The 13,832-nt window shown below is 59.1% G+C and carries 12 protein-coding genes; 3 read left to right on the top strand and 9 right to left on the bottom strand.

Annotated features, from left to right (window positions below; all coding sequences use genetic code 11):
- Positions 1 to 3: 3 nt before the first annotated feature.
- The 7 genes from ACIPIN_RS16300 to ACIPIN_RS16270 form a co-directional block, all read right to left on the bottom strand.
- Positions 4 to 1,620, bottom strand: a complete 1,617-nt coding sequence (locus ACIPIN_RS16300) for an EAL domain-containing protein (RefSeq protein ID WP_401120182.1) — start codon at positions 1,618 to 1,620, stop codon at positions 4 to 6.
- 73 nt (positions 1,621 to 1,693) lie between these two features.
- A complete protein-coding gene (locus tag ACIPIN_RS16295) occupies positions 1,694 to 2,473 on the bottom strand; it encodes an N-acetylmuramoyl-L-alanine amidase (protein WP_401120180.1) in 780 nt (259 codons plus the stop codon).
- Positions 2,474 to 2,574: 101 nt separating this feature from the next.
- Entirely contained in the window at positions 2,575 to 4,728 is a 2,154-nt protein-coding gene (locus ACIPIN_RS16290; protein ID WP_401120178.1) for a diguanylate cyclase, read from the bottom strand.
- Positions 4,725 to 5,603, bottom strand: a complete 879-nt coding sequence (locus ACIPIN_RS16285) for an endonuclease/exonuclease/phosphatase family protein (protein ID WP_401120177.1) — start codon at positions 5,601 to 5,603, stop codon at positions 4,725 to 4,727. The genes ACIPIN_RS16290 and ACIPIN_RS16285 overlap by 4 nt, the downstream gene beginning before the upstream one ends.
- A gap of 12 nt (positions 5,604 to 5,615) precedes the next feature.
- Complete coding sequence (locus ACIPIN_RS16280; protein ID WP_401120176.1) at positions 5,616 to 6,245, bottom strand: thiol:disulfide interchange protein DsbA/DsbL; 630 nt, start codon at positions 6,243 to 6,245, stop codon at positions 5,616 to 5,618.
- 200 nt (positions 6,246 to 6,445) lie between these two features.
- The gene (locus ACIPIN_RS16275) at positions 6,446 to 7,051 is read right to left on the bottom strand and encodes a cytochrome c (RefSeq protein WP_019694484.1); all 606 of its coding nucleotides are present in this window, start codon (positions 7,049 to 7,051) and stop codon (positions 6,446 to 6,448) included.
- 46 nt (positions 7,052 to 7,097) lie between these two features.
- Entirely contained in the window at positions 7,098 to 7,388 is a 291-nt protein-coding gene (locus ACIPIN_RS16270; RefSeq protein WP_401120174.1) for a c-type cytochrome, read from the bottom strand.
- 191 nt (positions 7,389 to 7,579) lie between these two features.
- On the opposite strand from ACIPIN_RS16270, the gene yihA reads away from it, so the two are divergent.
- Positions 7,580 to 8,224 carry a ribosome biogenesis GTP-binding protein YihA/YsxC gene (gene yihA / locus ACIPIN_RS16265; RefSeq protein ID WP_401120173.1) on the top strand — a complete coding sequence of 215 codons (645 nt, stop codon included), beginning with the start codon at positions 7,580 to 7,582 and terminating at the stop codon, positions 8,222 to 8,224.
- A 405-nt stretch (positions 8,225 to 8,629) separates the two neighbouring features.
- On the opposite strand, the gene polA is transcribed toward yihA, so the two are convergent.
- Positions 8,630 to 11,401: a DNA polymerase I gene (gene polA, locus ACIPIN_RS16260; protein ID WP_401120171.1), complete on the bottom strand. Its 2,772-nt coding sequence runs from the start codon at positions 11,399 to 11,401 to the stop codon at positions 8,630 to 8,632.
- Positions 11,402 to 11,475: 74 nt separating this feature from the next.
- Here polA and ACIPIN_RS16255 point away from each other — a divergent pair, with 74 nt between their 5' ends.
- Together ACIPIN_RS16255 and ACIPIN_RS16250 are read left to right on the top strand one after the other, a co-directional pair.
- Positions 11,476 to 11,766 carry a DUF2782 domain-containing protein gene (locus tag ACIPIN_RS16255; RefSeq protein WP_401120170.1) on the top strand — a complete coding sequence of 97 codons (291 nt, stop codon included), beginning with the start codon at positions 11,476 to 11,478 and terminating at the stop codon, positions 11,764 to 11,766.
- 60 nt (positions 11,767 to 11,826) lie between these two features.
- The gene (locus ACIPIN_RS16250; RefSeq protein WP_401120168.1) at positions 11,827 to 12,777 is read left to right on the top strand and encodes a homoserine kinase; all 951 of its coding nucleotides are present in this window, start codon (positions 11,827 to 11,829) and stop codon (positions 12,775 to 12,777) included.
- An 80-nt stretch (positions 12,778 to 12,857) separates the two neighbouring features.
- On the opposite strand, the gene ACIPIN_RS16245 is transcribed toward ACIPIN_RS16250, so the two are convergent.
- Entirely contained in the window at positions 12,858 to 13,787 is a 930-nt protein-coding gene (locus ACIPIN_RS16245) for a zinc ABC transporter substrate-binding protein (RefSeq protein ID WP_401120166.1), read from the bottom strand.
- Positions 13,788 to 13,832: the final 45 nt, after the last annotated feature.

The following is a 13,832-nucleotide window of genomic DNA, read 5'->3' as shown; positions in this document are numbered from 1 at the left end:
CCTTCATGCTTCGTCATCCAGCCGCCGGGGCGCCAGTCGACGGCCTCGGGTGATCAGCTCAATGAACTGCGCCGCAGTCAAGGCATGGGCAAACAACCAACCTTGGCCGTAGTTCACGCCTTCGCTGCTCAGCAACATGGCCTGGGACTCATGTTCGATACCTTCGGCGATCACCTTGAGCTGCAAGGCATGCGCCATGCGAATGATGTGCGGCGCCACACCGCTGCTGGCGGCGTCGTGGCCCAGCGCATCAATAAAGGCCTTGTCGATTTTCAGGTAGTCCACCGGCAGGGTTTGCAGGTAGGCCAGGCTGCAATAGCCGGTGCCAAAGTCGTCGATCAGCACTTGATGCCCCGCATCACGCAAGGCTTGCAGGTTCTCGCGTGCGACCACCACATCGATCAGCCCCCGTTCGGTCACCTCAAATGCGATCTGCCGCGCAGCGACCCGGTGCATGGCCAGCAAGCGCGCCATGACCTGACCGATCCGCGGCACCATGACGTCGCAGGCAGCCAGGTTGACCGAGATATACAACTGCGGGTTGGCGCGAAGTAACTTACCGAGCTGTTCAAGCAATCGCTGCAATACGAAGTCGGTGATCTGACGGATCTGGCCGGTGTTTTCCGCCATGGGGATAAACAGGTCAGGGCTGGTCAGCGTGCCGTCTGGTCGGCGCCAGCGCAACAAGGCTTCGGCCCCGACACAGTTACGGCTTTTGAGGTCGAAGATCGGCTGATACAGGACCTGTAACTCGCCACGCTTGAGGGCTCCCTGCAACTCACCGCCCAGCGACTGCCGCTGGCGGGCCAGCAGAAACACCAAGCCACCAATGCTCACGCCCAGCACCAGGCTTGCCGGCACCAGCCACCACCACAACGTGGGGAGGTGCAGCGCAGTTCGAGGACCGATCAACACCAATTGATATTCGGGATTGTTGGTCGGCATACGATAGATCAGCCGGGTTTTCGTAACCTGTAACGGTTCACTGCTGAAGGGCGACCAGGGATCGGCCGGCGGCCAGGCTTGAGGCGCCCCGAGGACCGGGATCGCCCGGGTGCCATGATCGACCACCACCACCAGGCTACTACCGGGTGTCAGGTCAACCACGTCGGTCAAATGTCCGCGTGAAGTCGCTACACGAAAATTACCGCGCCCCAGCATCAGCGCTGCGCGGTCTTCGTCGGGTTCGGTCGAGGTGTTGAGCCAATAGCTGTAGGTCGGCCCTTTGATGTCAGGTGGCCGGATCGCCGAGAGCGCATCCTGCCGCGGTCGGTTCGAGCACAATTGCGTGGCGTCAATATAGGCCGCTTCATACACGAAGCGGTAATTGAAACTGACCTGCTGCAAGGTTGCGATCATCTCCGTGTCGCAACTGCGCAACGGCTGTGCTTCCAGATCATCAAGGCCTTCACGCAGTTGGCCGAACAGCTGCTCCAGGCGCTCCAGAAATCGTTCGCCCTGTGCGTTCATCTGTTCGCTTTCGCGTTGCTGGACCTGCCGCAACGCCACGCCCAGGCTACCGGCCAACAGCAAAGCCGCACTCAGCGCAGCCGCGAGTATCGCCAAAGACCAAGGGCGATAGAACCAACTGCGCAGGGTCTCGCTAGCGGCCGTCATCATTGAATATCCGAAGGATTACCAATGAGTTATAGCTACTGATCAGGAAATAGCCCTGACCGTCGGGCGGCCGTCATTATTTTGTCTGGTTGAGCACCTGCAGGATCGCGGCACTTTGCGCGTCTGGCGTACCGTCAAACCGTGACGGGCGATAGTGCATCTGAAAGGCCGCCAGCACATGCCGGGTGGCTACATCCAGCTCACCGGTCTGCGGCGTCGCATAACCCAAACGCGCGAGCTCTTCCTGAAACCAGGTGATGCTCGGAAGTTGCGCTTCGAATAACGCTTGCTGACGCGCCACCGCCTGAGCATCGGGCCAGACAGCCAGACCTTCGTCAGCCAGACGCTTCCATGGGAACAGCGGCCCCGGATCAAGCTTGCGCAGCGGTGCGATGTCACTGTGGCCGATGACGTTTTGCGGGCTGATGTTATTGCGCTTGCTGATGTCCTTGATCAGGATGATCAAAGACTGAACCTGCGCTTCGCTGTAGGGGTACCAGACGCGTCCGGCAGGCGTATCGCGAAAACCCGGATTGACGATTTCGATGCCAATCGAGCTTGAGTTCAGCCAGGTGCGGCCCTGCCACTCGCTTTCCCCGGCATGCCAGGCCCGACGGCTTTCATCCACCAGTTTGAAAATGGTGGCGTTCTTGTCGTCGCCAATCAGGTAATGACTGCTGACATCGCCATGGGTCAACAACGCCAACGAACGCTCCTGCGAGGCGGTGGTGTAATGCACCACGATAAACTGCACGCGGTTGTCGTGATTCACCGAAGGATGGCTGGTGTCGATTCGAGGACCGCTGGCGCAACCCGCCAGAACAAGAAGCACCAAAAGCAGAGGGATAGATTTCATGGCAAAGGCAGTACGCTGAAGGCAGTTATGCAACAGTGTAACGTACTGCCTTCTTCCGGGCCGGCAAAAGCCTGGCATTAAACAAAATGGAACAACCTTCGTTAGCCCAGCTCCACTCGGTTGCGGCCGGCATTTTTCGCCCTGTACAGCGCCTGATCGGCTCTTTTAAGCACAAGATCGCTGTGTTCTCCCGCTTTGAACGCCGTCATTCCCATGGAAACGGTGATCGTCACGCGCTCACCTTTGAAATGAAACGGGCAAGCTTCGATAGCCGCGCGCAGGGTTTCTGCCAACTTGGCGCCGACTGTCAAAGGGGTGTTGGGCACCAGTAAAACAAACTCCTCACCACCGAAGCGAGCGATGAAGTCCGTACCGCGCAGGCGCTTGCTCAGTACGCTGGCGATAATCTTCAGCACTTTGTCGCCGGCCAGGTGGCCGTAGTTATCGTTGATGCGCTTGAAGTGGTCGAGATCGAGCATCGCCAGCAACAGCGAGTTGCCGTGTTGCTGCCACTGGGCAATCTCATGCTCCAGACGCTCGCTCCAGGCCGCGCGATTCGGTAAACCGGTCAGCGGATCGACCAGGGCTTTCTGGCGTTGCTCTTCAAGGTGCTCGCGGTAGCCCTGAGCTTCCTGCTCCATGCTCGCGACTCGCTCGGCCAAGCCTTGCAGGCGTGCCGCAACTTCCTGCTCACGCTCGTCGCGCTGTTTCTGGTGCTGATCCATGGTGCCGAGCAGCCCTTCGAGGTGGTTCTCCAGCACATGCTTGAGGCCCTCCAGATCTGCTGCGTCCTGCATGCTGCTCTGCAGGCCATCGACCTGCTCACGGATCTGCGTGTCCATCTCCCGCGCAGCAGAGCGGTTGTCGGCATGACCCTCGCTGGCGGCTTGCAGGTTGCTTTGGAAGGATTCCAAACGCTCATTGAGTTGCTTGAGGTAAACCTCGAACTCATGCTGACCACTGTCAGTAATCGCCAGCATCAAAACCGCGAGATCATCGAGGATTGGCAGCAGTTCGTACCAGTTCAAACCATTTTGCAGCCGATCGCGCATTGCCTCGGCTTGCGGCCGGTGACGCTCGGGCAACGACAAGTCGTCCAGCAGCCCCAGCAACGTGCTCTCGATGTGCTTGGCCACCGAACTGTAGGACGGTTCCGGCGAGTCCGGCAGTGCATAAAGAACATCCTGCTCAGGTTGCTCCGGCTCCAGAGCCGTTGGAACTTCTGCCATCGCCGGTGGGGGCGCAAGGATGTCGATTAACGGCGAAGCTTCATCGCCCTCTCGTGGTAAGGCGGATGTCAGCTCATCGGGGTTGATCGCCATTGCGTCGGGTGCCGGGGACACCTGCGGCTCTTCCAGCACATCCAGAGCAGGCAAATCCTGATCCGCTGCCAGCGCTTTGGCACGCGGAGCTTCAGCGGCAAGCACTGGAGGAACAAAAGCCACCACTTCAGGCGATGACCTGGTTTCATCCGGCGACTGAGGTGCCGCCGGCGCAGGCTCTGCAATCACAGCGTGCGGCGCTTGGACGGTTGGTGCCGGGACTTCCTGCACCGTTGGCTTAACAACCTGGATCGGTGTCGATGTCGGCATCGGCATCGGCATCGGCATCGGTGATTCATGCACCGGCTCAGGTGTCGTCTCTACAGCAGGTACCGGCGCTTGCTCAACAGGACTCGGGGCGGGCGCTTCGTGTTGAAACGCACTGGCTTCAGAGGCTTGTGCATCCGCGTCTCGACCACCAAACAACCGTTGCAGCAGACCAGGGCGGCTTGGCTCGGCGGGGTTTTCCAGCAGGCTCAGCGCCTGACCTTGCAAACCACTGAGCTCACCGAGCAATAAAGGGATCTCACGCGCCTGGCTGACCCGTCCGTCGAGTTGCTTGGCGAAAACCTTGAGTGGACGGCTGATCTCGCGCGGCAACGGCAAGGTCTGGAGCTGGCCGACCAGAGCGGTCAACGCTGTACTGATTTGATCAACCCGAGTCTCGCGACGCTGCTCGGAGTCGAGCACGGCTTTCTCCAGGCGTGGCAGCAATGCGGCCAATCCTGCATCCATATCGTTGGTGCGGATGACTTCGCGCATTTCCTTCATGCACTGGTCAACCGCACGGTCGGTGCCCTCGGCCGCCAGCGTGCTGCGCACCAAACCGCGACGCAGCAAGTCGAGGCGGGCATCCCAGCGGCGCTCGAGCTTTTCCTGCTGTTCGATACTTTTGAGGTATTTCTCTTTCCAGCGCTGTGCTTCGTCGCTCATTCAGGGGTTCCGCGAAGGGCAGGACTCAACGCGGGCAATGCATCGGCCGTGAGCGAACCCGGCAGACGAATCTCTACCGCGACCGGCAGGTGATCGGAAATCGGTTGTGCCAGCACTTCAACCCGTTCGAGGGTCAGCGTAGGGCTGAGCAGAATATGGTCCAGACAGCGTTGCGGGCGCCAACTGGGGAAAGTCGCTTCGACTTGTGGCGCGAGCAGACCGAGGTCCCGCAGAGGAGAAGTTTGCAGCAAATCACTGGCGTGGGTGTTCATATCACCCATCAGCACTTGATGCTTGTAGTCGCCGATCAGCTCGCGAATGTAGGCCAACTGCATTGTCCGCACGCGCGCCCCCAATGCCAGGTGCATCATCACGACCACCAGTGCCTCCGGCCCCTCGCCAAACCGCACAAGAATCGCACCACGGCCCTTGGGTCCGGGCAGCGGATGATCTTCAATCGCCCAGGGGCGCAAACGGCTGAGCACGCCATTGCTGTGCTGAGCGAGACGACCCAGGTTGCGATTGAGTTGTTGATACCAGTAGGGGAAGGCGCCGAGTTGGGCCAGGTGCTCGACTTGATTGACGTAGCCCGACCGCAGGCTGCCGCCATCGGCTTCCTGCAAAGCGACCAGATCGTAGTCACCCAGCAGATTGCCGATTTTTTGCAGGTTATCCGCTCGCCCGGTGTGCGGCAGCAAATGCTGCCAGCTACGGGTCAGGTAATGCCGATAACGCTCGGTACTGATGCCGACCTGGATATTGAAACTGAGCAAACGCAGACGGCTGTCTGCGGGCAAGCCCGAGGAACCCAGGTGATGCTCATTGACCTGCGGGTCGTGCAGGCCAACAAGACGTTCAGTGCCCCAGCGTCGCATGGCGTGCGCCGCTTACTTAGCGGCGCGCTCCTTGGCGATCAGCTGATCAGCCACGCTCAAGGTACCTTCAGGGCCACCGGCGGTGCCCAGGTCGAAACGGTATTTGCCGTTGACGACCATGGTCGGTACGCCCGAGATCTGATAAGCCACGGCCTTTTTCTTGGCCTCTTCAACTTTGCCTTTGACGGCGAACGAGTTGTAGGTGCTCAGGAACTTGTCCTTGTCGACGCCTTCGCCGGTCAGAAACTCAGCCATTTCTTCCGGGGTAGCAAGCTTCTTGCCACCGTGGATCGCTTCGAAGACGGCTTTGTGAACCTTGTGTTCCACGCCCATCGCTTCCAGGGTGATGTACAACTGGCCGTGAACGTTCCAGATACCACCGAACATGGCCGGAATACGCACGAAGTTCACATCGGCAGGCAGTTTTTCAACCCAAGGGTTGATGGTTGGCTCGAACGCATAGCAATGCGGGCAGCCATACCAGAACAGTTCCACGACTTCGATTTTGCCAGGCACAGCCACCGGAACGGCGCTGCTCAATTCGACATATTGTTTACCGGCTTCAAGCGGTTCGGCAGCTTGAGCGGTCATGCCAAACAGGCTGGCAGTGACGAGTGCGGCGCTGAGAATCAGATTACGCATGCTTTACTCCTGAACAAATTGGGTCGCCTCGCGCGACCTGCTTTCTGGCAGATCATGGCGGGCATTAGTTGTCTAGTGTAACGGCAGCGGCCACAAAAAAGGGCGGCCAAAGCCACCCTTTTTATGCTTGCATCGAAGGATTAATCGAGCGTTAACGTTGCGCGAGATCAACACCTTACGCAACGCTCGCCCAACCGGCCTTAGTGCAGGCCTTGAATATAGCTGGACACCGCTTCGATGTCCTTGTTGCTCAACTTTGCAGCAATGCTTTGCATGATTTTCGTGTCACCGTCGTTGGTACGGTTGCCTTCACGGAAATCAGTCAACTGCTTGGCGATGTATTGGGCGTGCTGGCCACCCAGGTGCGGGAAGGCAGCAGCGGCGTTGCCTGCACCGTTAGGCGAGTGGCAACCGGTGCACGAAGGCATGCCCTGGTCCAGTTTGCCGCCACGGAACAACTCTTCACCGTGAGCCACGACTTTCGGGTCTGCTGCGCCGACGCTGCCTTTCTGGCTGGCGAAGTAGGCAGCGAGGTCGGCCAGGTCCTGATCGCTCAGGTTGGTCAGCAGGCCAGTCATCTCCAGAACGGTGCGTTTGCCCGACTTGATGTCGTGCAGTTGCTTGTTCAGGTAACGCTCACCCTGACCCGCCAGTTTTGGAAAGTTTGGCGCCATGCTGTTGCCGTCCGGGCCATGACAGGCGCCACATACTGCGGCTTTCGCCTGACCAGCAGTCGCATCGCCTGCAGCATGGGCAATGCCGGAGATCCCCAGGGTCAACAGCAGACTCACGATCAATTTGTTCATCAGCTAATCCAACTACGGCTAAGGGTTAAAGAGTTATGGACCGGGATCACTCGCTCATCCACTGGATGATTACCTGGTAATCCTCGGCACTGCAGTCCATGCACAAACCACGCGGCGGCATCGCCTTGAAACCCTGGGTCACGTGTTGCACCAGCGTCTCCATACCTTGCGCCAGTCTTGGCGCCCAAGCTTCCTGATCGCCCTTTTGAGGCGCCGTTGGGAGTTGGCCGGAATGACAGGCTCCACAAACACGGTTGTACACAGCTTCCGGATCCTGTGTAGCCTGAGCGCTGTAAAGCGGCATCACGACACCGGCAGCTAGCAGCCATTTCGTCATAAAACGACCTTTTCAGGGTTGAGAGCGTTCTGCGTTCTAGTGCGCAATCAAGGTCAATCGCTCTCGTGAGCTTCATCCTACGCTGGGACAAAGCGCACACAAAATCTGCGGCATTATATACTGGCGTCACTGAAACGGAAACGACGCTGCTCTTTGCGACCAATCTCGGCACCGCCCACATCGGAAATCCCATGCAACTCAAGAACCCCATCCTCGGTCTGTGCCAACAGTCCACCTTCATGCTCAGCGCCGCCAAAGTCGACCAATGCCCTGACGACGAAGGCTTTGAAGTGGCCTTCGCCGGGCGTTCCAACGCCGGCAAGTCCAGCGCCCTGAACACTCTGACTCACGCCAGCCTGGCTCGCACCTCGAAAACGCCAGGTCGCACGCAACTCTTGAACTTCTTCAAGCTAGACGATGAACGCCGTCTGGTCGACCTGCCGGGTTACGGTTATGCGAAAGTGCCGATCCCGTTGAAGATGCACTGGCAGCGCCACCTGGAAGCTTACCTGGGCAGCCGCGAGAGTCTGAAAGGTTTGATTTTGATGATGGACATCCGTCATCCAATGACCGATTTCGACCTGCTGATGCTCGACTGGGCGGTAGCCAGCGGCATGCCGATGCACATTCTGCTGACCAAGGCCGACAAACTGACCTACGGCGCTGCGAAGAACACCCTGCTCAAAGTTCAGGCGGAAATCCGTAAGGGCTGGGGCGAAACCGTGACTATCCAGCTGTTCTCCGCACCAAAACGCCTGGGCCTGGAAGACGCCTACACTGTATTGGCGAACTGGATGGAACTGGCGGACAAGGGCGCCGAGACAGAAGCAGAGTAAGGCGCAAGCTCGCCGAGCGGCGCTCAGGCAAGGCAAAAACAGGCGAGCAAGCGGAGTTTAGGGCCCTAAATGAGCATTGCGAGCCTGTTTTTAACGCAGCATGAGCGACGCGTAGGCAGTTTGCGGGCAAAAAAAACCCCGAATTTCGTATGGGGAGGGAGAAATTCGGGGTCTAAGTTCCGGACCGCTAGGGCGGGGTCCAGATATCTGCCAACACTTAACACAACATTAGGAGCATCGAAGGGCTTCACCACCCATTCAGTAACTCTGAGTGGCGGTTCACGGATTTAGTTCCGATTAGTTTCAAAACCTATTGGGAATAACCCAAAGAACTTTCCGAACTAATAGCCCTTCGCTAGCGAGTTGCCGCGACACTACGCCGCGGCAAGCCCGCCTCAAACCGGCTTAATGCGCCTCATCCCAGTTGTTTCCGACGCCAACTTCCACCAAAAGTGGTACATCCAGGGTCGCTGCGCCGCTCATGTGAACGCGAATTTCCTCACGAACCTGGTCGACCAGGTCTTCGCGAACTTCGAGCACCAATTCATCGTGCACCTGCAAGATGACTTTGGCGTCCAGACCTGACGTCGTCAGCCAGTTATCCACCGCCACCATGGCCTTCTTGATGATATCCGCTGCGGTGCCTTGCATCGGCGCGTTGATCGCCGTCCGCTCGGCGCCTTTGCGCAGGGCCGGATTTTTCGCGTTGATGTCCGGCAGGTACAGGCGACGACCGAAAATGGTTTCGACGAAACCCTGCTCGGCCGCTTGGGCCCGGGTGCGCTCCATGTACTCGAGCACACCTGGATAGCGGGCGAAATAACGGTCGATGTAGGCTTGGGACTGCTTGCGGTCGACGCCGATCTGCTTGGCCAGGCCAAACGCGCTCATACCGTAGATCAGACCGAAGTTGATCGCCTTGGCGCTGCGCCGTTGATCGGTGGTGACGTCCGCCAGCGCAACCCCGAACACCTCGGCAGCGGTGGCTTTGTGCACGTCCAGGTCGTTGCGGAACGCGTGCAACAGCCCTTCGTCCTTGGCCAGATGAGCCATGATCCGCAGTTCGATCTGCGAATAGTCCGCCGCCAGCAGCTTGTAGCCCTTTGGCGCGACGAACGCCTGACGAATCCGTCGACCTTCAGCGGTACGAATCGGAATGTTCTGCAGGTTTGGATCGCTGGAAGACAAACGACCGGTCGCTGCCACCGCTTGATGGTAGGACGTGTGAATGCGCCCGGTGCGCGGGTTGATCTGCTCTGGCAGACGGTCGGTGTAGGTGCTTTTCAGTTTGCTCAAGGAGCGGTACTGCATCAGCACTTTGGGCAACGGGTAATCCTGCTCGGCCAGTTCCGCCAGCACCGCTTCGGCAGTTGAAGCCTGACCCTTGGCGGTTTTGCTGAGAATCGGCAGCCCGAGCTTTTCGTACAGGATCACGCCCAATTGCTTCGGCGAACCGAGGTTGAACTCTTCACCGGCGATGGCGAACGCCTCACGCTCCAGCGCTACCAGCTTGTCACCCAGCTCAACGCTCTGGATGCCCAGCAGATTCGCGTCGACCAACGCACCCTGACGCTCGATTCGCGCCAACACTGGCACCAGCGGCATCTCGATTTCGCTCAGGACTTTGCTCAGGCTTGGAATGGCGTTGAGCTTTTCCTGCAAGGTCTGATGCAAACGCAGCGTCACGTCGGCGTCTTCAGCGGCGTAAGGCCCGGCCAGCTCCAGCGAGATCTGGTCGAAGGTCAGTTGCTTGACGCCCTTGCCCGCGATGTCCTGGAAGCTGGTGGTGGTATAGCCCAAATACTTGAGCGCCAGGCTGTCCATGTCGTGACGGGTTGCGGTGGAATCCAGCACGTAGGACTCAAGCATGGTGTCGAAGGCGATGCCTTGCACCAGGATGCCGCAGCTTTGATCGCCACCAATGGCGCAGTTGGCCAGGATATTCATGTCGAACTTGGCGTGCTGGCCGACCTTGAGCTTGCTCGGGTCCTCCAGAATCGGTTTCAGCGCGCGCAACACGGTGTCGCGATCCAGCTGATCCGGCACGCCCATGTAGGAGTGGGTCAGCGGGATGTAGGCCGCTTCGTTGGCTTGTACGGCGAACGACAGCCCTACAAGTTGCGCTTGCTGCGCGTCGACACCAGTGGTTTCAGTGTCGAAGGCGAACAGCTTGGCGTTTTGCAGTTTCTTCAGCCAAATGTCGAAATCAGCCTGAGTGAGGATCGTGGTGTACTTGGGCCCATCCTCGTCGGCCATGGTTTCTTCAACCACCGCCACCACTTCCTGGCCCGTTCGCTTGGCTTCACGCTGAAGTTCTTCGAACCAGCTCTTGAACTCGAGCAGGGTATAGAGCTCGGCGAGCTTTTCACGGTCCGGCTCACGCAGGTGCAAGTCATCGAGACCTACGTCCAGCGGCACGTCGATCTTGATGGTCGCCAGTTGATAGGAGAGGAACGCCATCTCCTTGTGCTCTTCAAGCTTGGCCGGCAGCGTTTTAGCGCCACGAATAGGCAAGGTCGGGACAATATCGAGCTGCGCATAGAGCTCGGTCAGGCCGCCATTCACGCCCACCAGCAAGCCGGACGCCGTCTTCGGACCAATGCCCGGCACGCCTGGGATGTTGTCGGAGGAGTCGCCCATCAGCGCCAGATAATCAATGATCTGCTCGGGAGCGACGCCGAATTTCTCCTTCACGCCAGCCACGTCCATCGCGCTACCGGTCATGGTATTGACCAAGGTAATGTGCCCGTCGACCAGCTGCGCCATGTCCTTGTCGCCGGTGGAGATCACCACCGGACGGTCAGCGGCCGCACTGCTGCGGGCCAGCGTGCCGATGACGTCGTCGGCCTCAACGCCTTCGACGCACAGCAGCGGAAAGCCCAGGGCGATCACGCTCGCGTGCAATGGCTCGATCTGCACGCGCATGTCGTCGGGCATGCTTGGGCGGTTAGCCTTGTATTCGGCGTACATGTCATCGCGAAATGTCCCGCCCTTGGCGTCGAATACGACGGCGAACGGGCTGTCCGGGTACTGCTTGCGCAGACTCTTGAGCATGTTCAGCACGCCCTTGACCGCGCCGGTCGGCAGGCCTTTGGACGTGGTCAACGGTGGTAGCGCGTGAAAGGCACGGTACAGGTAAGAAGAACCGTCCACCAGGACGAGGGGGGCTTGGCTCATGAGCAGGATCAACCTTTTCGGCGGGTCCGGCGCTAGAATAGCGGGACCGTTGACGACAAAGGGACAAGGTTATCATGCGCTCACTAAATCGCCTGTTGCTGGCTGGCTTCTTTGCAATCACTCCACTGGCCGTCATGGCAGCCGATGATGCACCGACGCCAGAACCCGAAGTCACCATCCACACCGAAGGTGACAAAACCATTCAGGAGTACCGCCAGAACGGTTTCCTGTATGCGATCAAGGTCACCCCGAAAGGTGGCAAACCCTACTTTTTGGTGCGCGCGGACGGAACGGAAGCAAACTTTATCCGCTCGGATCAGCCGGATATGCTGATTCCGTCGTGGGAAATTTTTACGTGGAAGTAGTTTCTTAACTTTAATCGGCGCTGGCTCAATCGCGGCGCCCGAACTGAGCAGTTTTTAACCATGTCTGTGTTTACCCCCCTGGCTCGGCCCGAGCTGGAAACCTTTCTCGCCCCTTATGGGCTCGGCCGCCTGCTTGATTTCCAGGGGATTGCCGCTGGTAGCGAAAACACCAATTTTTTCGTCAGCCTGGAGCAGGGCGAGTTTGTCCTGACCCTGGTTGAGCGCGGTCCCGTGCAGGAGATGCCGTTCTTTATCGAGCTGCTCGACGTACTGCATGACGCCAACCTGCCGGTACCCTACGCGCTGCGTACCACCGACGGCATCGCCCTGCGCGAATTGGCCGGCAAACCCGCGCTGCTGCAGCCACGACTGGCCGGCAAGCACATCAAGGAAGCCAACGCACAGCATTGCGCACAAGTCGGTGATTTGCTGGGGCACCTGCACCTGGCGACCAAAGACCACATGATCAAGCGCAAAACCGATCGTGGCCTCGACTGGATGCTCGAAGAAGGTACGCAACTGCTGTCGCACCTGAATGCCGCGCAAAGCAACCTGCTGCAACGTGCCTTGAACGAAATCACTGAGCAGAAGACCAAAATCCTGGCGCTGCCTCGGGCCAACATCCACGCCGACCTGTTCCGCGATAACGCGATGTTCGAAGGCACGCACCTGACCGGGTTGATCGACTTCTACAACGCCTGTTCAGGCCCGATGCTCTACGACGTGGCGATTGCCCTGAATGACTGGTGCTCGGACGAAGACGGCTTGATTGACGGCCCACGGGCGAGGGCACTGCTCGGAGCCTATGCGGCGTTACGTCCGTTCACCGCCGCCGAGGCCGAGCTGTGGCCGACCATGCTGCGGGTGGCGTGCGTGCGGTTCTGGCTATCACGCTTGATCGCCGCCGAGTCCTTTGCCGGGCAGGACGTGCTGATTCACGATCCGATGGAGTTTCAGCAGCGCCTGGCCCAGCGTCAGCACGTCAGCACGCCGCTGCCGTTCGCCCTTTAAAGTCAAAAGATCGCAGCCTTCGGCAGCTCCTACACCGGTCTGTAGGAGCTGCCGCAGGCTGCGATCTTTTTTATTCGGGGTTAAAGCGACTCCAGACACCCCGCCAAATCATTCCCAAGCTTCTCCAGCACCTGCTCATAGCCCTGAGCCGTCGCCGGCGTGTAACCACCCAACGCATCCAGCTCCGCTAGTTTCACCGGCAAACCGGCCACCAGTGTCTCGGCCAATCGTGGGCGCAACGGCGGTTCGCTGAACACGCAGGTCTTGCCGACTTCCTGCAAGCGCGAGCGCATCGCCGCAACGTGCTGGGCACCTGGCTGCACTTCAGCGGCAACGCTGAACACGCCGGTGTGCTTGAGGCCGTACGCGTCTTCGAAGTAATCGAACGCTTCATGGAACACGAAGTAAGGTTTGCCCGCGATACCGGCCAAGCGCGCTTTCAAGCGCAGATCCAGCGCGTCCAGGCGCTCATCGAACGCCTTGAGGTTGCTCTGATAGCGCGGCGCATTGGCAGGGTCCGCAGCACTGAGGTCAGTGGCGATTTTTGCCGCGATCACTCGAGCGTTGACCGGTGACAACCAGAGGTGAGCATCGAGACTGCCGGGACGGTGGTCGTGATCGTGCTCATTAGCTTCTTCCGCATGGGAGTGGCTGTCTTGCGCGAAGCGGCGCAGCTTCAAACCGGGCAGGCCCTGCACCGCAACCGCTGGCAGACTGCGGCCTTTAAGCACACGAGGAAGGAAACCCTCCATGTCCGGGCCAATCCAGTAGAGCAAATCCACCGACTGCACCTTCCGTACGTCGGAAGGGCGCAAGGCATAGTTATGCGGCGACGCGCCTGGTGGCAGCAGTACCTCGGGAACCCCGACGCCATCCTGCACCGCAGCAGCAATCAGCTGCAGGGGCTTTATGCTGGTCAGCACGTTCACCTCGGCATGAGCGGCGCTGATCGCAAACAAACCGGCAGTAAATGTGATGAAAATGGCAAAAAGTCTGGACACGATGACCACTCAAAGAGGCGAGAACGGGTAACATAATAACGTCTCTCACAAAAC

Origin of the sequence: Pseudomonas sp. NPDC087697 (assembly GCF_044743155.1) — a bacterium.
GTDB lineage: Bacteria > Pseudomonadota > Gammaproteobacteria > Pseudomonadales > Pseudomonadaceae > Aquipseudomonas.
This window is presented reverse-complemented; position numbering and strand designations above follow the sequence as displayed.